Genomic DNA, 21,372 nt, shown 5'->3' on the forward strand with positions numbered 1-21,372 from the left:
GGTGTCTAGGGGGGCGGGGTCTTGGCATGGGAGGATCTTCACGGGTTTGAGGTGCGGGGATTTGTGGGTCGTATGAGGTGGACCCGAGTGACGACGGAGGTCGCGCACGGAGCTTTGGGGTCGTGGTCGTGCTCAGACAAGTCGGCTGAAGATCGAGCGTGTGTGGACTCTTGGTGCCGTGTTGCCTTCGATCGGCGTCGCTTCGATTGATCGTCCGCCGCGCCGGACTGCGCGCGCTCACGACCCCAAAGCTCCTTCTGTGCGCCCCGTTCGCAATGGGGTGCTCCGCTCTGGACAGGCGGACAGGGGCCTGTGCGAGCGGGGCAATGGCAACTTGGTGGCTATGGGAACGGGGCGGATCGCGGGGAGCGAAGAGCTGTCGCTCCTGGGGGGCGTCGCTATCGGCGCCGGTTGCAAGCTGTTGTTCTTACTTGCGGCCGCGGATGCGGGGGCCCTTGGGCCCGGCGAAGCCTTCGTAGCTGCGGGTCACCAGGTGGCTCTCGATCTGCTGGGCAGTGTCGAGGGCGACGCCGACGACGATCAGCAAGGACGTGCCGCCGTAGTAGAACGGGACGTTGAAGTCCTTTTGCAGGAAGACCGGGAGCACGCAGACGGCGGAGATGTACCAGGCGCCTGCGAAGGTCAGGCGCGTGAGGATGAACTCGATGTACTCGGCGGTGCGCTTGCCGGGGCGGATGCCGGGAATCGAGGCGTTCTGCTTCTTCAGGTTGTCGGCCAGGTCAACCGGGTTGAACTGGATCTGGGTGTAGAAGTAGCAAAAGAAGATGCACAGGGCGACGTAGACGGTCAGGTACAGCCAGTTGCCGTAGTCGAACGCGGCGGCGAAGCGCTGGAGGTAGGGGTTGCCCGTCATGCCGGCGATCTGGGCCGGGAACATGATGATCGAGCTGGCGAAGATCGGCGGGATGACGCCGGCGTTGTTGATGCGCAGCGGCAGGTAGTTCTGGCTGCCGCCGAACATCTTGCGGCCGACGACGCGCTTGGCGTAGATGACGGGTATCCGCCGCTGGCCGCGCTCCATGATGACCACGAAGGCGATCACGGCGATCACGACGACGAGCAAGATCGCCAGGGGGACCGGGCCAAAGTTCTCGGGGTCGTCGATCGCCTTTTGGTAGAGCTGATAGCTGCCGGCGGGGAGGTCGGCGATGATGCCGGCGAAGATGATCAGCGAGATCCCGTTGCCGATCCCGCGCTCGGTGATCTGCTCGCCGAGCCACATCAAGAAGCAGGTGCCAGCTGTCAGCGACAGCATGGTCATGAGCTTGAAGCCCAGGCCGCTCTCGAGCACCAGCATCTGGCCGGGCGTATTTTGGCTCTCGAGCCAGCTGCCCATGAAGTAACCCTGGACCAGGGCCAGGCCCACGGTGCCGTAGCGGCTGAACTGGTTGATCTTGCGCCGGCCGGACTCGCCCTCTTTTTGCAGCTGCTCGATCTTGGGGACGACGACCGTCATCAGCTGCATGATGATGCTCGCGCTGATGTACGGCATGATGCCGAGCGCGAACACGGACAGGTTGGACAGCGCCCCACCCGAGAACATGTTGAAGTAGCCGAGGAACCCGCCGGTCTGCTGCGAGACCAGCTGCGCCATGACGTTGCGATCGACGCCCGGGACCGCCACGAACACGCCGAAGCGGTAGACCGCGAGCATGGCCAGGGTGAACAACACGCGGCGCCGAAGCTCGGGCAGCTTGAAGATGTTGATGATGACGCCCATGGCGAGTACGACGAGTCCAGCGAGTTGCGCGGGTGAGCTATTGTGCCGGCCGAGTTGGGGTTTCTGACGGCGGCGCTGGGCTGGCGAGGCCCGTATGTACACCGTCGGCCAGGCGCATGCAGCGCGGGGTGCGTAGCCCGGCTCGGGCCCGCGTCCAAAACCTGAGGGGAGCTAATGCAAAAGCCCCAAGACCGAGGGTGTTGGGGCTCTGCGTGGCTCCGAAGAGCGGGCTCACGCGTCGGGTTTGGCCGACTCGATGAGCTCGATCGTGCCGCCAGCGCCCTCGATCTTGGCGCGGGCGGTGCCGCTGATGCGGTGCACGCGGATCGTGAGCTTCTTGCTGAGCTCCCCGTCGGCGAGGACCTTGATGATCGTCGCCTTCTTGGGCACGTAGCCGAGCTGGTGCAGGAGCGCGGGGGTGACCACCGTGCCGTCCTCGAGGTTGTCGAGGCGGCCGACGTTCACGCCGTGAACCTCGACCCGGTGGATGTTGACGAAGCCGCGCTTGGGCACGCGGCGGTGGATCGGGAGCTGACCGCCCTCGAACCCGGGCGCGACAGTGTTGCGCTTGCGCGTTCCCTTGGAGCCTCGGCCGGCGGTCTTGCCGTTGCCTGAACCGGGTCCACGGCCGATCCGCTTCTTGCGGTGGCGGGCGCCGGCTGGCGGCTGGAGCGTATGCAGTTCCGTACCCATCTGAGTGTCTCTTTCTATCGCCGGGCGATGCCGGACTACGCGGCGTCGTCGGCCGGAGCCACGGCGACGAGGTGCTGAACCTTGCGGATCATCCCGCGGATCGACGGCGTGTCCTCGAGGACCACCGAGTGGTGAAGGCGTCGCAGGCCGAGGCCGCGGACCGTGTCTTTTTGCTTCTGCGTCCGATCGATTGCGCTACGGACGAGCGTGACCTTGAGCTTGAGCGCCATGTCCTAGGCCTCCATCAGCTGGGCGACCGTCATGCCGCGCCGCCGGGCGACCTGCTCAGGGCTGCGAAGCTCCTGAAGCGCGGTGACCGTGGCTTGGATGACGTTCAGCGGGTTGTTGCTACCGATGCACTTGGTCAGCACATCATGGATCCCGGCGCACTCGACGACGGCACGAACGGCGCCGCCAGCGATGACCCCAGTACCAGCCGAAGCCGGGACCAAGAGCACCTCACCAGCGCCGAAGTGGCCGACGACCCGGTGAGGGATCGTGGTGCCCTGCAGCGGGACCTGAAACATTGCCTTGCGAGCGATCTCGTTGGCCTTGCGGATGGCCTCGGGCACCTCGCGGGCCTTGCCGTAGCCGAAGCCGACCCAACCGTTTTCGTTGCCAACGACGACCAGGGCAGAGAACGCAAAGCGGCGTCCACCCTTGACCACCTTGGCCACGCGGTTGATGTCGACGACGCGGTCGACCAAATCTCCGAGTGATTCGACGTCAATCATGAGCTTCTCTCAGAAGTCGAGGCCGGCCGCGCGGGCCGCTTCGGCGAGGGCGCGCACGCGCCCGTGATAGAGGTAACCGTTGCGGTCGAACACGACCTTCTTGATGCCCTTGTCGAGGCATGCCTTGGCGATCGCGGCCCCGACAACTCGGGCGCGGCGCATCTTGGTGCCGTCGGGGGCGGTGCCCTCTTCGGTCTCGGTGGGAGCGGCCTTGGCAGCCTCGAGATCGGCCGCGAGGCCCTTGGTCAGATCCGAGACCAACAAGATCGAGCGCGAGTCAGTGTCATCGATGACCTGCGCGTAGATGTGCTTGTTGCTGCGGTAGACCGACAGCCGGGGACGTTCCTCGGTGCCAGAGATCCGCTTGCGGATGCTCATCTTGCGACGCGCCCGCGCTTCGTTCTTGTCTTTCTTCGACATGGTCTTGGTCTCGTCCTTGGATACCGCTGCGTGCTGCCGTCAGCGGGACTCTCGTTCAGTCGCCGGGCGAGCCACGCCCTCCCTGCCCCACACCCGGCGATTGGCTATTTCTTGCCGCGCGCCTTGCCTTCTTTGCGGATGATCCGCTCGCCGAGGTAGCGCACGCCCTTGCCCTTGTAGGGCTCCGGTGGACGGTAGCGGCGAATATCAGCGGCGACCGAACCGAGCAAGGCCTTGTTGGCCGAGCTCAGGTGCAGCTTGCCATCTTTGTCGACCTCGGCGTCAACACCGTCGGGCAGCGGGTAGCTGATCGGGTGTGAGAAGCCGAGGGTCAGATCGATGTTCCGGCCCTTGACGGTGGCGCGGTAACCGACCCCGATGATCTCGAGCGTGCGCTTGAAGCCCTCGGAGCAGCCAACGACCATGTTGTTGGTCATGGCGCGGGCCATGCCGTGCAGCGCGCGTACCGTGCGCTGATCGTTGGGCCGCTTGAAGCTGATGACCTGGTCTTCGATCGCAAAGCTGATCGGATCGGGCACGACGAAGCTGAGCTTGCCCTTGGGCCCCTCGACCCCGATGGTCTGGCCCTCGGTCTGGATCTTGACCCCCTTGGGGATCGCTATGGGTGCGTTGCCGATGCGTGACATGCTTGGCTTCTTTCAGGGAAGAGTGGCGCGCGAGCTCGTGAGCTCAGCTCACCACACGCTACAGACCAGCTCACCGCCGATGCCGGCGCGGCGAGCGGCGCGGTCCGTCATCATGCCCTTGGGCGTGCTGATGACCATGATGCCGAGGCCGTTGCGGACCTTGGGGATGTCTTTGCTGCCAGCGTAGCGACGCTGGCCGGGCTTGCTGACCCGAGCGATGCCTTCAATGGCGGGCTGATCACCGACCCAGCGCAGCTGGATCGAGAGGCTGCCTTGGCGGTCATCGTCGGCCCACTCGAAGCCCTCGATGTAGCCCTCTTGCTGAAGGATCTCGGCGATGTGCCGCTTGCTCTTCGAGCCGGGGATGGTGACGGTACGGTGGCCAGCCTGCAGCGCGTTGCGGATGCGGGTCAGCATGTCGGCGATGGGATCGGTCATGGACATGGTGCGCGCTCCTTATTGGCGGAAGGGCATCCCCAGCTGCTTGAGCAGGGCCCGGCCTTCGTCGTCCGTTTTCGCCGAGGTGTGGATGCAGACGTTCATGCCTGGCACCTCGTTGAGCTTCTCAATGTCGACTTCGGGGAAGATCAGGATCTCTTTGACCCCGAGCGTGTAGTTGCCCCGACCATCGAAGGCCTTGCGGCTGACGCCGCGGAAGTCACGGGTTCGCGGGAGCGCGACCAGCATCAGCCGGTCGAGGAAGTCCCACATCTGCGTGCGTCGCAGCGTGACCATCGTGCCGATCTTCATGCCTTCGCGCAGCTTGAAGGTGGCGATCGATTTCTTGGCACGGGTCACCACGGGCCGCTGGCCGGTGATGTTGCCGAGGCACTCGAAGGACTGCTCGAGCAGCTTGGGCTGCTTGATGGCCTCACCGAGGCCAATGTTGAGCACGATCTTCGTGACCCGCGGGACGGTCAGCCGATTCGTGTAGCCGAATTCCTCGATGAGAGCCGGGACCGCCTTGGTCTCGTAACGCTCGAGGATCTGCGATCGGAAGCTGCCTCGCTCGGGCGCGGCATTTCGGACCTGGGGGAACTTGAAGGCGTATCCCGCCTCCGGTTTCTTTTTGGGGGTCGGAGCCCCACCTTTCGCCTTGGCCATCGCTATAACCTCAACTGTCGATCTGTTCGCCTGATTTGACGGCCACGCGGACCTTGCGGCCGCCCTCGAGGGTCTGAATGCGGACCCGGGTCGGCTCGCCGCTCTGAGGGTCGGCGATCATGACGTTGGAGATGTGGATAGGAGCCTCGCGTCGCTCGATGCCGCCACGTTGGTTTTGCCGAGTGGGTTTGACGTGCTTGGTGACCACGTTGACCCCGGCGACGAGGACCCGCTTGTCTGCGGGGAGCACACGCAGGACCTTGCCCTTGGTGCCCTTGGATTTACCGGCGATGACGACGACGTCGTCACCTTTACGAATTTTCTGCATTACAGCACCTCCGGCGCGAGGCTGACGATCCTCAAGAAACGCTTCCAGCGCAGCTCACGAGCGACCGGTCCGAAGATGCGAGTGCCGATCGGGTTGCGATCGGCGCCGATCAGCACGGCGCTGTTGGTGTCGAAGCGGATCAGGCTGCCGTCGTGACGACGCATGCCCTTCTTGGTCCGAACGATCACGGCCTTCATGACCTGCCCCTTCTTGATCTTGGAGTTGGGCAGGGACTCGCGGACCGAGACCACGATGACGTCGCCGATGCCGGCGTAGCGTCGCTTGCTGCCGCCGAGCACCTTGATGCAGCGGAGCTTGCGGGCGCCGGAGTTGTCGGCGACGTCGATGACTGATTCGACCTGGATCATTTCCTACACGATGCCCTTCTCGAGGATCGCCTGGACTGCCCAGCGCTTGTCCTTGGAGCGTGGCCGCGACTCGACGATGCGGACCTTGTCGCCAATCTTGGCTTGGTTGGCCTCGTCGTGGGCCTTGTAGCGGATCCGCTCCTGCACGTACTTCTTGTAGCGAGGATGGCGGTAGCGACGGATGACCTGCACGACGACGGTCTTGTCCATCTTGTCCGACACGACCTCGCCGAGCAGAATTCGGCGTCGAGACTTCGTTGCTGTTTGTGTTTCGCTCATGGCGGCACCTACTCGGGCAGGGTTGCGCTGCTTCAGCCTCAGCTGGGGTCAGCCGCGCGCAACCCGGTCGCGCGCTCATGCAGGATGGTCTTGATCCGAGCGATATCCCGACGGATACGCGGGAATTCGGAGGTGTTGGTGGCGCGGCTGGTCGCCTTGGCGACCTGCATCTTGACGAGTCGGCCGCGGAGGTCAGTCTCGAGCTCGGTGAGCTCTTCGTCAGTCTTGTCTCGTAGTTCGGAGGGCTTCATCGCGTTCACTCCCCTTTAGACCACGCGCTCGCGCTTCACGAAGCGGGTCTTGATCGGCAACTTGTGGTGGGCGAGCAGGAACGCTTGGCGCGCCAAGCTCTCTTCGATGCCCTCGATCTCGTAGAGCACGCGGCCGGGACGGACCACGGCCACCCAGTACTCTGGGCCGCCCTTACCCTTACCCATGCGGGTCTCGGCGGGCTTCTTGGAGATTGGCTTGTCGGGGAACACCCGAATGTAGAGCTTGCCGCCACGCTTGACCTTGCGGTTGATGGCGATACGAGCGGCCTCGACCTGGCGGGCCGTGAGCCAACCGCACTCCAAGGCCTGGAGGCCGAAGTCGCCGTACGACACCTGGGTGCCGCCCTTGGCTTGGCCCCTCATCCGGCCCTTGTGGACCTTGCGATACTTGACTCGTGAAGGCAGAAGCATGTTGACCTCGTGTGGCTAGTGGCGAAGCGCTGCCTAGCGCTTGGTGGCGGGGCGCGGGAACCGGGGGTCGACGCCGGACATATGCCCGTAGACCTCACCCTTGAAGATCCAGCACTTGATACCGATGCGGCCGGCTGGCGTGCGGGCCTCGTGGAAGCCGTAGTCGATGTCGGCGCGGAGCGTGTGCAGCGGCACGCGGCCCTGCAGGTACCACTCGCGGCGACCCATCTCGGCGCCACCCAGGCGACCGGCGGCGTTGACCCGGATCCCCTTGGCCCCGAACTTCATCGCGGTCTGAACCGCCCGCTTGAGCGCGCGGCGGAACGCGATGCGGCGCTCGAGCTGCTGGCCGATGTTCTCGGCGACCAGCTGCGCGTTGACCTCGGCCTTGCGGACCTCTTGGATGTTCAAGAACACCTTCGAGTCCGTCATCTTCTGGACCTCGCGGCGGATCTTCTCGACCTCGGCGCCACGCTTGCCAATGATGATGCCGGGCCGCGCCGAGAAGATGTTGATCTTCACCTTGTTGGCGGCGCGCTCAATCGTGATCTCGGAGATCGACGCGGAGTGGAGCTTGCGCTTGAGGAAGTTGCGCAGCTCGAGGTCCTCGTGCAGCCACTGACGGTAGCGACCTTCCTCGAACCAACGCGAGTTCCAGGTCTTGACGATTCCGAGTCGGAACCCGATTGGATGAGTCTTCTGGCCCATGGGTGTCTCTTGATCCCTTGAAGTCGAGGAGCGAGGGTCAGGCAGCCTTGACGGCCGTGACCTCGACGGTGATGTGGCTGGACTTCTTCTCGACCCTCGTGCCGCGGCCTTGTGCGCGCGGACGCCAGCGCTTGAGCGTGGAGGCCTGATCGACGGTGACCTTGGAGATCACCAGGGCGTCGACGTCTGCCTCGCCCTGATCCTCGGCGTTGGCGACGGCCGAGACGATCAGCTTGAAGAACTGCTGAGCCCCCGCCTTGTTCATGAACCGCAGCGCGTTGATCGCCGAGGTGACGTCCTTGCCGCGAACGAGGTTGGCGATGATCCGAGCCTTGCGCGGAGCGAGCCGAATGTGACGAAGCCTTGCGACCGCCATGACTAACGCCTGCCCCTCTTGTCGGCCGCGTGGCCTTTGAACGTTCGCGTGGGCGCGAACTCACCGAACTTGTGGCCGACCATGTTCTCCGTCACGTAGATCGGGATGAACTTGTTGCCATTGTGGACCATGACGTTGGCCCCGACGAAGTCCGGCAAGATGGTCGAGCGACGCGACCAGGTCTTGATCGGCTTGCGTCCGCCCTCTTGCAGGGCCTGGGTGATCTTGTTGTAGAGGCTTTGTTCGATGAACGGCCCCTTTTTAATTGAACGCGGCATGACTACTTCTTCCTCCGCGAGACGATGTACACGTCAGTGCGCTTGTTGTGGCGGGTGCGGTAGCCCTTGGTCGGCTTGCCCCACGGGGTGACCGGGTGACGACCACCTGAGGTGCGGCCCTCACCACCACCCATCGGGTGATCGACGGGGTTCATGACGACGCCGCGGTTGTGGGGGCGACGGCCGAGCCAGCGGGTCCGGCCGGCCTTGCCGATGTGGACGTTGCCCTGCTCGCCGTTGCTGAGCGTGCCGATGGTCGCGCGGCACTTGACGTGCACGCGGCGGACCTCGCCGGACGGGAGCCGGACCTGAGTCCAGCTGCCCTCGCGGGCCATGAGCCGGGCGCCGACGCCAGCCGAGCGGACCATCTGGGCCCCGCGGCCAATCTTGACCTCGAGGTTGTGGATGATCGTACCGACCGGGATCGCCGAGAGCGGCATGCTGTTGCCCGGCTGGATGTCAGCCTTGGCGGAGCTGATCACCGTGTCGTTGACCGACAGACCCTCGGGGGCGAGGATGTAGCGCTTGTCGCCGTCGGCGAAGTGGATCAGCGCGATGTAGGTCGTACGGTTGGGATCGTACTCGATCGTGGCGACCCTGCCGGGCACGCCGTAGTTGTCGCGCTTGAAGTCGATGGTCCGATACAGGCGCTTGTGCCCGCCGCCGCGAAAGCGCGAGGTGATGCGCCCGTAGTTGTTGCGGCCAGCCGGGTTGTGCTTGTTCGAAAGCAGCTTCTTGAACGGCTTCTTGGCCGTGACCTGGGCCTTGTCCACCGTGGTCATTCCACGGCGGCCAGGTGAGGTCGGCTTGTACTTCTTGATGCCCATGGCTTCGTGCTCCTCAGTCCTCGCCGTAGAAGTCGATTTGGTCGCCTGGGTGCAGGCTGACCACGGCTTTTTTCCACTGCCGGGTCTTACCGTGAAAGCGGCCGACGCGGCGCATGTTTCCGCGGACGACCATGGTGCGGACCTTGTCGACCCGCACACCAAACACGATCTCGACCGCCTTGCGGATCTCGATCTTGTTGGCCTGCTTGTGGACCTCGAAGGTGTACTGGTTGAGGGCCGCCTCGAGCTCGTTGCTCTTCTCGGTGAGGATCGGACGCAGGATGATCTGTTGCGGCAACATCAGGCGGCCCCTTCCTGGATCGTGTCTGCTGCGCCCGCCGATGCGAGTAGCCGACGCTCGACCTCGCGCAGCGCGGCCTCCGAGATCAGCAGCTTGGGGAAGCGCAGGATGTCGTAGACGTTGAGCCCCTCTGGCACGAGGTGCTGGGCGGTCGGCAGGTTGCAGGAGCTGCGACCCAGCGACACGTTGCCCGCGTCGTCGACCAGCAGCGCCTTGCGAGCGTCGAGCTTGGTCAGCGCGGTGACCAGGTTGCGGGTCTTGCCGCCCGCGACCTGGAAGTCACGGATGACGGTGAGGTTGCCCTCGGACGCGCGCAGGCTGAGCGCCGAGCGCAGCGCCCCGGCGCGGGCCTTCTTGTTCATCCCGAACTCGTAGCTGCGCGGGCGCGGGCCGTGGACCACGCCACCGCCGCGGAACACGTTGACGCGCGCCGAGCCGTGGCGGGCGCGACCGGTGCCCTTTTGCTTGAACATCTTGGCGTGCGTCCCGTGGACGTCACTGCGCTCTTTGGTGGCTGCCGTACCGGCGCGGGCCTTAGCCCGCTGCCAGCGAACGACTTCCCAAAGGAGATGCTCCTTGACCTCGGTCGCGAACACCTCGTCGGCGACGTCGATGCTATCGACGTCGTTGCCCTCTAGGTCTTTGACGTTGAGCTTGGCCATGGCTGTTGCCTCAGGTCTTGATCTCGACGTCGACGCCGGCGGAGAGGTCGAGCTTCATGAGCGCATCCAGGGTCTGCTGGTTGGGCTCGATAATGTCGAGGAGACGCTTGTGGGTGCGAATCTCGAACTGCTCGCGCGACTTCTTGTCGATGAAAGGTCCACGAAGGACCGTGTACTTGTTGATCTTGGTCGGCAGTGGGATCGGTCCCACCACCTGGGCCCCAGCCCGCCGCGCGGTCTCGGAGATCTCGGTCGCCGACTGCTCGAGGAGCTTATGGTCGTACGCCTTTAGTGTGATGCGAAGCTTGTTGGCCACGATGAATTCCTTCAGTGAGATCGTTCGGCTGGCGACGGCTAGACGAGGATCTTGGTGACGACGCCTGCGCCGACGGTGCGGCCGCCCTCGCGGATGGCGAACTTCGAGCCGAGCTCGCACGCGATCGTCTTGCCAAGCTCGACCGTGAACGTCACGTTGTCGCCCGGCATCACCATCTCCGTGCCTTCCGGCAGCGTCACGGCGCCCGTCACGTCAGTCGTGCGGAAGTAGAACTGCGGCCGGTACCCCTTGAAGAACGGCGTGTGGCGACCGCCCTCGTCCTTCTTCAAGATGTACACCGACGCCTCGAAGGTCGTGTGTGGCGTGATCGACCCCGGCTTCGCCAGGACCTGACCGCGCTCCACGTCCTCACGCTTCACGCCGCGCAGCAGGCAGCCGATGTTGTCCCCTGCCTGACCTTGGTCCAGCAGCTTCCGGAACATCTCCACGCCCGTGCACACGCTCTTTTGCGTCTCCTTCAGGCCGATGATCGCGATCTCCTCGCCGACCTTGACCACGCCGCGCTCGATCCGACCGGTCACGACCGTGCCGCGACCCGAGATCGTGAACACGTCCTCGACCGGCATCAGGAACGGCTTGTCCAGCTCGCGCACCGGCTCCGGAACCCACGAGTCGCAGGCTTCCATCAGGTCAAAGATGCACTTGGCCTCGGGCGCCTCCCACGAGTCCGCGTTCAACGCCTTGAGCGCCGAGCCACGGATGATCGGGGTGTTGTCACCGTCGTAGTCGTACTTCGACAGCAGCTCCTGGACCTCGACCTCGACGAGCTCGAGCATCTCCTCGTCCTCGTCCTCGAGCTGGTCGACCTTGTTCAGGAACACCACGATCTGCGGGATCCCGACCTGGCGACCGAGCAGGATGTGCTCGCGCGTCTGCGGCATCGGGCCATCCGGCGCCGACACGACCAGGATCGCGCCGTCCATCTGCGCCGCGCCCGTGATCATGTTCTTGATGTAGTCGGCGTGCCCGGGGCAGTCGACGTGCGCGTAGTGCCGCTTCTCCGAGTTGTACTCCACGTGCGCCGTCGAGATCGTGATCCCGCGCTCGCGCTCCTCAGGAGCCTTGTCGATGTTGTCGAAGTCGACCTTCTCGGCCCAACCGCGCGACGCCAGCACCTTCGTGATGGCCGCTGTCAGCGTGGTCTTTCCGTGATCCACGTGACCGATCGTCCCGATGTTCACGTGGGGTTTATCCCGGACGAACTTTTCCTTCGACATGACTGGACCTTTTGTCTTCCTGAGTGGGGACTTGGGATCCGCGCTAGTAGCCGCGGACCTTCGTGATGATTTGTTGTTGGAGGTCGACGGGGACCTCCGAGTAGGCGGCGAACTGCATCGAGTGGCTCGCGCGGCCCTGGGTCACAGAGCGAAGCGAGGTAGCATAGCCAACCATCTCTGCCAAGGGCACATTGGCCTGGACGACCTGAGCATTTCCTCGCGGGCCGAGACCCAACACACGACCACGTCGGGTGTTCAGGTCCGTGTGCACGTTTCCGATGAACTCTTCGGGGCCCACGACCTCGACTGACATCAGCGGCTCGAGCAGCCGGGCGCCCGCGGTCTCGATCGCCTTGTTGGTGCCCATGGTCGCGGCCGCCCGGAAGCTGGCCACGCTGGAGTCACCCTCGATGTAGGTCACCGCCAGCAGCCTGGCGCGGACGTCGACGACTGGATAGCCGAGCAGCGGCCCGCGCGAGAGCGAGTCGCCGATACCCTCGAGGGCGGCCGCCAGCAGCTCCTTGGGGAGCTTGAGGGTCTCTTCGGTCGCCGGCAGCGCGTTCTCGACGCTGTTGCCGGCGCCGCGCTCACGGGGCTCGAGTTCGACGGTCAGCTTGGCGTAGGCGCGCTTGTTGCCAACCTCGCGGTCGTACTCGAACTCGACCTGCGCCGGCCCGCCAATGGTCTCGCGGTAGGCGACCTGCGGCTTGCCGACCCGGGCCTTGACCCGGTAGTCGCGCTCGAGCTTGTTGACGATGACCTCGAGGTGCAGCTCACCCTGGCCGGCCATCAACATCTGGCCCGAGTCGGGATCTTCGTAGACCGTGAACGAGGGATCTTCGAGCTGAATCCGCGCGAGCGCCTGATCGAGATCTTTCTGGTCGCCGGCGCTCTTGGCTTCGACCGATCGGAAGATCACCGGGTCGGGGATCTGCATGCCCGGGAGCACCACGAGCTGCTTGTCCTTGCTCAGGATCAGCGTGTCACCCGTGACCGTGAACCGCAGGCCGACGGCGGCGGCGATGTTGCCGGGGCCGATCTGCTCGATCTCCTCGGTCTTGTTGGCGCGCACCAACAGCAATTTGTTGATGCGCTCCTTCTTGTCGCGGGCGACGTTGAGGATCTGGTCCTTCACGCGCAGCACGCCCGAGTAGACCCGGAACATGACGACGGGGCCGCGGTGCGAGTCCTGGACCACCTTGAAGGCCAGCGCGAGCAGCGGCTCGGTCGGGTCTGGCTTGCGGGTCACGAGCTCGCCGGCCTTGCTGCCGGTCGTGAGCACGGCCTCGACCGGGGGCATGTCCAGGGGCGAAGGCAGGTAGTGGACGACGGCGTCGAGCAGCGGCTGGATGCCGCGGTTCTTGAGCGCCGAACCACACAGGACCGGGAACCCACGCAGGCTCAGGGTCGCCCGGCGCAGGCCCGCGCGGATGTCCGCGATGCTCTGCGGGCTGAGCTCGCGCAGCGAGTCGACCGCGTCACTGAGGAACACCTCCATGAGCTGGTCGTCGACCTCGGCGAGGGCCTCGAGCATCGTCTCGCGCGCCGCGGCCGCCTGAGTGTAGATCTCATGGTCGGCGCTCAGTGGCGTGCGCTCGAAGGTCCGGCCCTTGTCCTGCTCGTCCTCGGCCTGGGGCCAGCTCACGAGCTCCATCGTGACGAGATCCACGACCGCCTCGAACTCGCCCTCGAACCCGACGGGGAGCATGACGACGATCGGGTGGGCCCCGAGCCGCTCGCCCATCATCTCGACGGTCCGACCCAAGGTGGCGCCGACCCGGTCGAGCTTGTTGACGAAGCAGATCCGGGGGACGCCGTAGCGCTCGGCCTGGCGCCACACCGTCTCGGACTGGGCCTCGACGCCGGCGACCGCGTCGAACACCGCGATCGCGCCGTCGAGCACCCGAAGCGAGCGCTCGACCTCGATCGTGAAGTCGACGTGGCCGGGGGTGTCGATCAGGTTGATGCGGTGCGCGCCGGACTCTGCCGTGTGGGCCTCGGGCTCGCCGGGCTTCCAAAAGCAGGTGGTTGCGACCGAGTAGATCGTGATGCCGCGGCGCTGCTCCTCGGCGTCGAAGTCCGTGTGCGCCGCCCCGTCGTGGACCTCGCCGATGTAGTGCGAGCTGCCCGTGTAGAACAGCACCCGCTCGGTCGTCGTGGTCTTGCCGGCGTCAATGTGCGCCATGATCCCGATGTTGCGGGTCATGCCAATGCCGGCCGCGAGATCGGCGGAGTCGGCGAGGGCTGGGGTCTGGGCGGCCATGACGGAGAGAGTCGTTAAAAAGATCCGGGACGCACATCTAGGGCCGCGAGAGCTGCCACCCGTCTCCAAATGGGAGGGGGTTTGACAGGCGCCGGGCCCGGTGAGGCTGAGCCCCTGCACGTTCCTGGGGAGGAGTGCGGGGGCGACATCGCCATCGAAGAATGTGCCGTCGGTGGGTTCAGCTGGAGGAGATCACCACCGGTAGTGGGCGAAGGCTTTGTTGGCGTCCGCCATCTTGTGCACGTCCTCGCGTCGCTTGACGGCGAGGCCGCGGTTCTGGGCGGCGTCGAGCATCTCGTTTGCGAGGCGCTCACGCATGGTCTTCTCGGGCCGGTTGCGGGCGAAGTTCACCAGCCACCGGAACGCGAGCGCCTGGCTCCGCTCGTTCCGAACTTCCATGGGGACCTGGTAGTTCGAGCCACCCACGCGGCGGGCGCGAACCTCGAGCCGGGGACGGACGTTGGCGACGGCCTTCTCGAACACCTTGACCGGATCGTCTTTGGTCCGGGCCGAGATGATCTCGAACGCCGAGAACACGATCTTCTCGGCGACGGACTTCTTGCCGTCATGCATCACCACGTTCACGAACTTGGCGATGTTGCGGTTCACATCCGCGGGGTTGTCAGTGTAGCGGACATCGTAGGTGATCCGCTTCCGCTGCTTGGCCTTGATTCCCTTGCGCGACATATCAGTTCTCGAGTTGGTAGCCGATCACTTCGGACGCTTGGTGCCGTACTTGGACCGGCGCTGACGCCGACCGTCGACCCCAATGGTGTCCAGGGTGCCGCGCACGATGTGGTAACGAACGCCCGGGAGGTCCTTCACGCGACCGCCACGGACCAGCACGATGCTGTGGTCCTGAAGGTTGTGCCCCTCGCCGGGGATATAGCTGGTGACCTCGATGCCGTTGGTCAGTCGCACACGGGCGACCTTGCGCAGGGCCGAGTTCGGCTTCTTGGGGGTCGAGGTGTAGACGCGCACGCACACGCCTCGCTTTTGCGGGCAGCCCTTGAGGGCCGGGGCCGTCTCCTTCTTGGGCTGAGCCGTGCGTCCCTTGCGGACGAGCTGCTGGATCGTGGGCATGTGTGTCTCTTGCTTGCTTCCGGCGAACTTGGCGCGATCGTCTGTGGGATGAACCGCGCGCTGTAACGAAGTGCCGCCGCGGCGAGGCCACGGCGGTGGGAGGCGGAGTATATAGAAGGCGGGTTGGTGATCAAGGGGGCCGGCCCAGGCGGATGGGCCGAGTGCGGGGGTTTTCGCACGGAATTCGATCCAGATGGGGGATCTCGATGCCTGCGCTAGATCCGCTGTGTGCTACGTTGCCCTGCGTGGCGCGACTGGTCGAACTTCGGGTTCGCGGGCTCCGAACGCTGGCAGACGTCACGCTGTCGCTCTCGGGGCTCACCGTGCTGATCGGTGACAACGGCACGGGCAAGTCTTCCCTGCTCGAAGCGCTTCGTATCGCGCAGTTGGTGGCTGGGAGCAAATTCATGGAGACCCTGAGCCGCGAGCACATGCTCGGCTCGGCGGTCCGAGCGGACGCTGGCGAGCTGAAGCTCGACCTCCGCGTCGAAGCGGACGGGCACAACCTCGCGTACTCGATCTCGCTCAACCCGGCGGCGTTGTACATCTCCCATGAGGCCATTCACGAGCTCCCAGCCGGGCTGGGTCTGAGTTGTGGGGCAGCTTCATCGTCTGACGCTCGGCCACTGATCGTTCGCTATCCCGAAAAATTTTCGGTCACGGACGGCGGTCGCGAGCAACCGACCAGCCCGCTACTCTCGATCTTCGAGTACTTCGGCCGCGCGCCCGACGTCGAGAGCGTCGCCATCATTCGCGAGGCACTCGAGGGCATCGATATTCACCTGCCCTTCGAGGTCTCGGCGACCTGGGCAGCTCGGGCCTTCGGCCGAGCCGCGGGTGCTCGTGACGCGCAGATGATCCAGCCCAGCGACCGCCTCGAGCTGTTCGGGGCCAACCTGGCCAACGTCTATCAGACCCTCAAGAACTCTGGCTCGGAGCGCTGGCACGAGACCATGGAGCTGCTGGGGCTTGGGCTCGGGCCGGACCTAAAAGATGTCCTGCTGACCGCCGTCGCTGGCGGTGGGCATCTCAGCCTCGGCCTCGAGCTTCGCGGCCGCGGCCATGTCCCGGCCTTCCAGCTCGCCGACGGCCAGCTCACCTATCTGGCATTCGTTGCGCTGGTCCAGCTCGAGCGCGGCCGCACCTTGCTCACGTTCGACGAGCCCGAGCAACACCTGCACCCGGCCCTGCTCAACCGAGTCCTGCAGCTGTTCGAGGACGCCAGCACGCGCTACCCGGTCATCCTCGCCACGCACTCCGATCGACTGCTCGACTTCCTCCCCGATCCCGCCGCCACCGTCCGAGTTTGTGAGCTCGACGCCCAGCACCGTACCCACCTGCGCAAGCTCGATGCCGCCCAACTCGACGCGTGGATGCAACGATATAGCGGCCTGGGTGAGATTCGAGCAGCGGGTCAGCTCCGCTCGATCGTCTCGGCCGACGAGGACGCTGCATGAGCAGCCGGTCGATCCCGATCTTCTATGAAGACGATCGCGGCCCGGTGAAGGAGTTCGGCCTGCACGAGCTGATCGTCGCCTGTGTCGCCGACGAGTGGAGGCAGGATTGGTGGGCGCTGAGAGACCGATTTGACGCGATCCCGCTGAAGGGCGCTGCCAAGCTGCTCAGGGCTTGTGAGCACGATGTCCCCGTGATGCCCGATGCACTGTGCTTCGCGGTCTTCGACGCCGACAAGCTGCATCGTCTCTTGTTTCCCTCCGGCCGGCCCAGCTCCGATGAGCTGCTCGCGGAGCTCCGTCGTCGCTGCTCAGACCCGCGGCTCGTCATGTTCTTGCTCGATAAGAACACCGAGACTGTCGTCGACGCAGTCGCCGATTGCCTCGGCGAGCCTCGCCCTGCGAAGCGCAAGCTCTACCGCGACCGATTCTTGAACCGCGCCGCGAGGGGTCTCCGTCAGCATCGTGAGTGTGTGCGTGCGGCCGTGCCGACGCTCGATGCGTGCGTCCGCGAGATCGCGGCGCTCACTCGTGGGTAATGCCGCCGACATGCTCGAGATCTGTCTGCGAGCACGACCAACGAAAAAGGGCCACCCGCCGAAGCGGATGACCCTTTGTCGAAGCCGCAGCCTCGTTATTCGAGCCCAGCGAGCTCGCGGTCGGTCGCGCGCCGGACCACCGGCTCGCCCGACTCGCCCGTGCGATCGTCCGTCTCCATGTGCAGCCGCTCGTAGACCGAGAGCCCCGTACCGGCCGGGATCAGCCGGCCCATGATGACGTTCTCCTTGAGCCCGCGCAGGTGGTCGACCTTGCCCTGCAGCGCCGCCTCGGTGAGCACCTTGGTGGTCTCCTGGAACGACGAGGCCGAGATGAACGACTCGGTGCTGAGCGAGGCCTTGGTGATCCCGAGCAGCAGCGGCTGCGCGGTCGCCTGGGTCCCGCCGAGCGCCGACACGCGCTGGTTCTCCTGGCGGAACAGCTTGCGCTCGACGTGATCCTCCGCGAGGAAGTTGGTGTCGCCCGGATCGATGATCTTCACGCGCCGCATCATCTGGCGCACGATCGTCTCGATGTGCTTGTCGTTGATGCCGACGCCCTGAAGCCGGTAGACCTCCTGGATCTGGTCGAGCAGGTAGGTGGCCAGGGCCTTCTCGCCGAGCACCGCGAGGATGTCGTGCGGGTTGGCCGGGCCGTCCATCAGGTGCTCGCCCGCGCGGACGCGGTCGCCCTCACGGACCTGCAGGTGACGCAGCTTGGGCACGAGGAACTCGTGGATCTCGCTGCCGTCGTCGGGGGTGATCAGCACCCGCCGCTTGCCGCCCTTGTCCTTGCCGAATGACACGATGCCGTCGGTCGTCGCGATGATCGCGTGCTCCTTGGGCGTGCGCGCCTCGAACAGCTCGACCACGCGCGGCAGACCGCCCGTGATGTCCTTGGTCTTCTGGGCCTCGCGCTGGATCAGCGCGAGCACGTCGCCAGCGTGGACCTTGGTGCCCTCTTGGATCGTGAACTCGGCCCCGACCGGCAAGAAGTAGCGGGCCTCGTGGCGACCGATCATGACGGTCTCGCCGTCGTCGCCCTTGATCACGAGGCGCGGGCGCGCGTCCTTGTCGCGGGACTCGACGATCATGTTGTGGCTGTGACCGGTCTGATCATCGGTCGCGACCCGCATGGTCACGTTCTCGATGATGTCGCCGTACTCGATCGTGCCGCTGGCCTCGGTGAGGATCGGGATGACGTGGGCGTCCCAGCGGGCGAGCGTGGTCTTCTCTTCGACCTTGCTGCCCTCGGCGACCAGCAGCTGGGCGCCGTAGAACAGATCGTAGCGCTCGCGCACGCGGCCGCGCTCGTCGAGCAGCTGGATCTGCGAGTGGCGGTTCATGACCACCCAGTAGTCCATCTGCTTGCCGGTCTTGGGGTCGACGCGGGTCCGGTGGACCAGCTCGGCGTCGATCATCTTGACCTCACCGCCGAACCGGGCCTCGAGCTCGGTCTTGGCGGCCTGGGTGATCGATGCGCCACCAAGGTGGAAGGTACGCATCGTCAGCTGGGTGCCGGGCTCACCGATCGACTGCGCGGCGATGATGCCGACGGCCTCGCCGATGTCGACGAGCTGCCCGCGCGCGAGGTCGCGGCCGTAGCACTTGGCGCAGATGCCCCGCATCGCGTCACAGGTCAGCACCGAGCGCAGCGCGACGGTCTGGATCCCGGCCTCGTCGATGTCGATCGCGGCCTTCTCGTCGATCAGGGCGCCCTCCTCGACGATGACCTCGTCGGTCCCGGGCTTGTAGATCGGCTCGAGCGCGACCCGACCCAAGATGCGATCGCCGAGCGCCTCGATGACCTCGGTGTCCTCCATCAGCGCCGTGCACTCGACGCCCTGGATCGTGCCGCAGTCGAACTCGGTGATCACGGCCTCCTGGGCGACGTCGACCAGGCGCCGGGTCAGGTACCCGGAGTTCGCGGTCTTGAGCGCGGTGTCGGCCAGACCCTTGCGCGCGCCGTGAGTGGAGATGAAGTACTCCTGGACCGTCAGGCCCTCACGGAAGTTGGTGGTGATCGGCTGCTCGATGATCTCGCCGGAGGGCTTGGCCATCAAGCCGCGCATGCCGGCGAGCTGCCGCATCTGCTGCTTGGAACCACGCGCGCCCGAGTCGGCCATGATGTAGACCGAGTTGAACGACTTTTGCGTGAGCTTCTCGCCGCTGCGCGAGTCGACCATCTCCTCGTTGGAGATGCCGTCCATCATGGCCTTGGTGATCTCCTCGGAGACCTTGGCCCAGATGTCGACGACCTTGTTGTAGCGCTCACCGGAGGTGATCAGACCCTCGGCGTACTGCTCGGAGATCTGCCGGACCTCGGTGTTGGCCTCGTCGAGCAGCTTGGCCTTGGCGTCGGGGATCGCCATGTCGTCCATGCAGATCGAGATGCCGGCCTTGGTGGCCTCCGTGTAGCCAGTGCTGCGCAGGTAGTCGGCCATCAGCACGGTGGCCTTCTGACCGCACACGCGATAGCAGTGATCGATCAGCGCGCCGAGCTGCTTCTTGCCGAGCGGCATGTTGACCATCTCGAACGGGATCTTCTTGTTGATCCCGCCCTCGTAGAGCAGCACGCGACCGCAGGTGGTGTCGATCATGTCGCCGCCGGGGACCAGGCGGACCTTGATGCGGGCCTGCAGGTGCAGCGACTGGTGGTCGTAGGCCATGCGGACCTCGGCGGGTGAGCCGAAGTGCCCGACGTAGTAGCCGTCCGACTTGGGATCGGGGTTGCGCTCGCCCGGCGCGAAGTAGCGCTCGCGGGTCATGTAGTAGAGCCCGAGCACGATGTCCTGCGAGGGCACGATGATCGGCCGACCGCTGGCGGGGCTGAGGATGTTGTTGGTCGACATCATCAGGACCCGGGCCTCCATCTGGGCCTCGATGCACAGCGGCACGTGAACCGCCATCTGGTCGCCGTCGAAGTCGGCGTTGAAGGCCGTGCACACGAGCGGGTGCAGCTGGATCGCCTTGCCCTCGATCAGCACCGGCTCGAACGCCTGGATGCCCAGGCGGTGGAGCGTGGGTGCGCGGTTGAGGAACACCGGGTGCTCCTTGATCACCTCTTCGAGGATGTCCCAGACCTCTTCGGCCTCGCGCTCGACCATGCGCTTCGCCGACTTGATGGTGGTCACCAGGCCGCGCTGCTCGAGCTTGTTGTAGATGAACGGCTTGAACAGCTCGAGCGCCATCTTCTTGGGCAGCCCGACCTCGTGGAGCTTGAGCTCGGGCCCGACCACGATGACCGAGCGGCCGGAGTAGTCGACGCGCTTGCCGAGCAGGTTCTGGCGGAACCGGCCCGACTTGCCGCGCAGCATGTCCGACAGCGACTTCAGCGGGCGCTTGTTGGGCCCGGTGATGGTCTTGCCGCGCCGGCCGTTGTCGAACAGGGCGTCGACGGCCTCCTGCAGCATCCGCTTCTCGTTGCGGATGATGATCTCGGGCGCGGCCAGCTCTTGCAGGCGCTTGAGCCGGTTGTTGCGGTTGATGACCCGACGATACAGATCGTTGAGATCGGACGACGCGAACCGGCCGCCGTCGAGCGGCACCAGCGGGCGCAGATCCGGCGGCAGCACCGGGATCACGTCGAGCATCATGTGCTCGGGCTTGTTGCCGCTGTTGCGGAACGCCTCGAGCACGCGCAGTCGCTTGGCCAGCTTCTTGCGCTTGGCCTCCGAGGTCGCCGCCGCCAGCTCGGCGCGGACGGTGCGGGCCTCGACGACCGGGTCGATCCGCGCGAGCAGCTCCTTGATCGACTCGGCGCCCATGCCAGCGTCGAACGCGTCGGGACCGATCTCGTCATAGAGCTGATCGAAGCGCTCCTCCGACAGGATCTCGCGCTCCTCGAGGCCCGAGTCCTTGGGATCGATGACGATGTACGCCTCGCAGTAGAGGACCTTCTCGAGCTTGGTCAGCGGGATGTCGAGGATCGTGCCGATCCGCGAGGGCAGGCTCTTGAGGAACCAGATGTGCGCGACTGGGGTCGCGAGGTCGATGTGGCCGGCGCGCTCACGCCGAACCTTGGAGTGGATGACCTCGACGCCGCACTTCTCGCACACGACCCCGCGGTGCTTCATGCGCTTGTACTTGCCGCACAGGCACTCGTAGTCCTTGATCGGTCCGAAGATCTTGGCGCAGAACAGCCCATCTTTTTCCGGCTTGAAGGTCCGGTAGTTGATGGTCTCGGGGTTCTTCACCTCGCCGTGAGAGCGCTCGCGGATCGATTTGGGTGACGCGATTCCAATGCGCAAGGCGTTGAAGACCGCGGCCTCCTTGGGCTTTTCGAAGAAGCTGAAGATGTCCCGCATCTGAGGTTCCCTTCCGGTGGTTGCTG

27 protein-coding genes are annotated in these 21,372 nt (G+C 65.3%); 2 read left to right on the forward strand and 25 right to left on the reverse strand.

Features of this window, described 5'->3' with window-relative positions:
- Nucleotides 1–427 precede the first annotated feature (427 nt).
- From secY to rpsL, 24 genes are all read right to left on the reverse strand, one after another.
- The gene (gene secY, locus ENSA7_RS36945) at nt 428–1,741 is read right to left on the reverse strand and encodes a preprotein translocase subunit SecY (RefSeq protein WP_106094137.1); all 1,314 of its coding nucleotides are present in this window, start codon (nt 1,739–1,741) and stop codon (nt 428–430) included.
- Nucleotides 1,742–1,972: 231 nt separating this feature from the next.
- Nucleotides 1,973–2,434 carry a 50S ribosomal protein L15 gene (gene rplO, locus ENSA7_RS36950; RefSeq protein ID WP_106094138.1) on the reverse strand — a complete coding sequence of 154 codons (462 nt, stop codon included), beginning with the start codon at nt 2,432–2,434 and terminating at the stop codon, nt 1,973–1,975.
- A gap of 35 nt (nt 2,435–2,469) precedes the next feature.
- Nucleotides 2,470–2,664, reverse strand: a complete 195-nt coding sequence (gene rpmD, locus ENSA7_RS36955) for a 50S ribosomal protein L30 (RefSeq protein WP_052551102.1) — start codon at nt 2,662–2,664, stop codon at nt 2,470–2,472.
- A 3-nt stretch (nt 2,665–2,667) separates the two neighbouring features.
- A complete protein-coding gene (rpsE, locus tag ENSA7_RS36960) occupies nt 2,668–3,168 on the reverse strand; it encodes a 30S ribosomal protein S5 (protein WP_052551100.1) in 501 nt (166 codons plus the stop codon).
- A 9-nt stretch (nt 3,169–3,177) separates the two neighbouring features.
- Nucleotides 3,178–3,588 carry a 50S ribosomal protein L18 gene (rplR, locus tag ENSA7_RS36965; protein ID WP_106094139.1) on the reverse strand — a complete coding sequence of 137 codons (411 nt, stop codon included), beginning with the start codon at nt 3,586–3,588 and terminating at the stop codon, nt 3,178–3,180.
- Between the two features lie 104 nt (nt 3,589–3,692).
- The gene (gene rplF, locus ENSA7_RS36970; RefSeq protein ID WP_106094140.1) at nt 3,693–4,235 is read right to left on the reverse strand and encodes a 50S ribosomal protein L6; all 543 of its coding nucleotides are present in this window, start codon (nt 4,233–4,235) and stop codon (nt 3,693–3,695) included.
- A 48-nt stretch (nt 4,236–4,283) separates the two neighbouring features.
- Nucleotides 4,284–4,679 (reverse strand): 30S ribosomal protein S8, encoded by a 396-nt coding sequence (rpsH, locus tag ENSA7_RS36975; protein WP_106094141.1) that lies wholly within the window; start codon nt 4,677–4,679, stop codon nt 4,284–4,286.
- A gap of 12 nt (nt 4,680–4,691) precedes the next feature.
- Nucleotides 4,692–5,339, reverse strand: coding sequence for a 50S ribosomal protein L5 (gene rplE, locus ENSA7_RS36980; RefSeq protein ID WP_106094142.1), 648 nt, complete (start codon nt 5,337–5,339; stop codon nt 4,692–4,694).
- Nucleotides 5,340–5,349: 10 nt separating this feature from the next.
- A complete protein-coding gene (rplX, locus tag ENSA7_RS36985; RefSeq protein WP_106094143.1) occupies nt 5,350–5,667 on the reverse strand; it encodes a 50S ribosomal protein L24 in 318 nt (105 codons plus the stop codon).
- Nucleotides 5,667–6,035 carry a 50S ribosomal protein L14 gene (gene rplN / locus ENSA7_RS36990; RefSeq protein WP_052551090.1) on the reverse strand — a complete coding sequence of 123 codons (369 nt, stop codon included), beginning with the start codon at nt 6,033–6,035 and terminating at the stop codon, nt 5,667–5,669. Before rplN ends, rplX begins: the two co-directional genes overlap by 1 nt.
- A 3-nt stretch (nt 6,036–6,038) precedes the next feature.
- Nucleotides 6,039–6,314 (reverse strand): 30S ribosomal protein S17, encoded by a 276-nt coding sequence (gene rpsQ / locus ENSA7_RS36995; protein ID WP_106094144.1) that lies wholly within the window; start codon nt 6,312–6,314, stop codon nt 6,039–6,041.
- Between the two features lie 38 nt (nt 6,315–6,352).
- On the reverse strand, nt 6,353–6,565 hold the full coding sequence (rpmC, locus tag ENSA7_RS37000; RefSeq protein ID WP_146158575.1) for a 50S ribosomal protein L29: 213 nt from the start codon (nt 6,563–6,565) through the stop codon (nt 6,353–6,355).
- Nucleotides 6,566–6,580: 15 nt separating this feature from the next.
- Nucleotides 6,581–6,997, reverse strand: a complete 417-nt coding sequence (gene rplP / locus ENSA7_RS37005) for a 50S ribosomal protein L16 (RefSeq protein WP_106094146.1) — start codon at nt 6,995–6,997, stop codon at nt 6,581–6,583.
- 33 nt (nt 6,998–7,030) lie between these two features.
- A complete protein-coding gene (gene rpsC / locus ENSA7_RS37010; protein WP_052551082.1) occupies nt 7,031–7,705 on the reverse strand; it encodes a 30S ribosomal protein S3 in 675 nt (224 codons plus the stop codon).
- 37 nt (nt 7,706–7,742) lie between these two features.
- Nucleotides 7,743–8,081, reverse strand: a complete 339-nt coding sequence (gene rplV / locus ENSA7_RS37015; RefSeq protein WP_106094147.1) for a 50S ribosomal protein L22 — start codon at nt 8,079–8,081, stop codon at nt 7,743–7,745.
- Between the two features lie 2 nt (nt 8,082–8,083).
- On the reverse strand, nt 8,084–8,359 hold the full coding sequence (gene rpsS / locus ENSA7_RS37020; RefSeq protein ID WP_106094148.1) for a 30S ribosomal protein S19: 276 nt from the start codon (nt 8,357–8,359) through the stop codon (nt 8,084–8,086).
- 2 nt (nt 8,360–8,361) lie between these two features.
- Nucleotides 8,362–9,186, reverse strand: a complete 825-nt coding sequence (gene rplB / locus ENSA7_RS37025; protein ID WP_106094149.1) for a 50S ribosomal protein L2 — start codon at nt 9,184–9,186, stop codon at nt 8,362–8,364.
- Nucleotides 9,187–9,199: 13 nt separating this feature from the next.
- Entirely contained in the window at nt 9,200–9,487 is a 288-nt protein-coding gene (gene rplW, locus ENSA7_RS37030) for a 50S ribosomal protein L23 (protein WP_106094150.1), read from the reverse strand.
- Nucleotides 9,487–10,149, reverse strand: a complete 663-nt coding sequence (gene rplD, locus ENSA7_RS37035; protein WP_106094151.1) for a 50S ribosomal protein L4 — start codon at nt 10,147–10,149, stop codon at nt 9,487–9,489. Before rplD ends, rplW begins: the two co-directional genes overlap by 1 nt.
- 10 nt (nt 10,150–10,159) lie before the next feature.
- Nucleotides 10,160–10,465 (reverse strand): 30S ribosomal protein S10, encoded by a 306-nt coding sequence (rpsJ, locus tag ENSA7_RS37040; RefSeq protein WP_006974420.1) that lies wholly within the window; start codon nt 10,463–10,465, stop codon nt 10,160–10,162.
- Nucleotides 10,466–10,503: 38 nt separating this feature from the next.
- Nucleotides 10,504–11,703 carry an elongation factor Tu gene (gene tuf, locus ENSA7_RS37045; protein WP_106094152.1) on the reverse strand — a complete coding sequence of 400 codons (1,200 nt, stop codon included), beginning with the start codon at nt 11,701–11,703 and terminating at the stop codon, nt 10,504–10,506.
- A 43-nt stretch (nt 11,704–11,746) separates the two neighbouring features.
- Nucleotides 11,747–13,966 (reverse strand): elongation factor G, encoded by a 2,220-nt coding sequence (fusA, locus tag ENSA7_RS37050; RefSeq protein ID WP_106094153.1) that lies wholly within the window; start codon nt 13,964–13,966, stop codon nt 11,747–11,749.
- Nucleotides 13,967–14,158: 192 nt separating this feature from the next.
- Complete coding sequence (rpsG, locus tag ENSA7_RS37055) at nt 14,159–14,653, reverse strand: 30S ribosomal protein S7 (RefSeq protein WP_106094154.1); 495 nt, start codon at nt 14,651–14,653, stop codon at nt 14,159–14,161.
- A 24-nt stretch (nt 14,654–14,677) separates the two neighbouring features.
- Nucleotides 14,678–15,049 carry a 30S ribosomal protein S12 gene (rpsL, locus tag ENSA7_RS37060; RefSeq protein ID WP_052551158.1) on the reverse strand — a complete coding sequence of 124 codons (372 nt, stop codon included), beginning with the start codon at nt 15,047–15,049 and terminating at the stop codon, nt 14,678–14,680.
- A 245-nt stretch (nt 15,050–15,294) separates the two neighbouring features.
- On the opposite strand from rpsL, the gene ENSA7_RS37065 reads away from it, so the two are divergent.
- Nucleotides 15,295–16,506, forward strand: a complete 1,212-nt coding sequence (locus ENSA7_RS37065; RefSeq protein WP_181234477.1) for an AAA family ATPase — start codon at nt 15,295–15,297, stop codon at nt 16,504–16,506.
- A complete protein-coding gene (locus ENSA7_RS37070; protein ID WP_106094156.1) occupies nt 16,503–17,042 on the forward strand; it encodes a hypothetical protein in 540 nt (179 codons plus the stop codon). The genes ENSA7_RS37065 and ENSA7_RS37070 overlap by 4 nt, the downstream gene beginning before the upstream one ends.
- Before the next feature lie 95 nt (nt 17,043–17,137).
- Here ENSA7_RS37070 and rpoC read toward each other — a convergent pair whose 3' ends face one another.
- The gene (rpoC, locus tag ENSA7_RS37075) at nt 17,138–21,346 is read right to left on the reverse strand and encodes a DNA-directed RNA polymerase subunit beta' (protein ID WP_106094157.1); all 4,209 of its coding nucleotides are present in this window, start codon (nt 21,344–21,346) and stop codon (nt 17,138–17,140) included.
- Nucleotides 21,347–21,372 lie beyond the last annotated feature (26 nt).

The organism is Enhygromyxa salina (assembly GCF_002994635.1).
GTDB lineage: Bacteria > Myxococcota_A > Polyangia > Nannocystales > Nannocystaceae > Plesiocystis > Plesiocystis salina_B.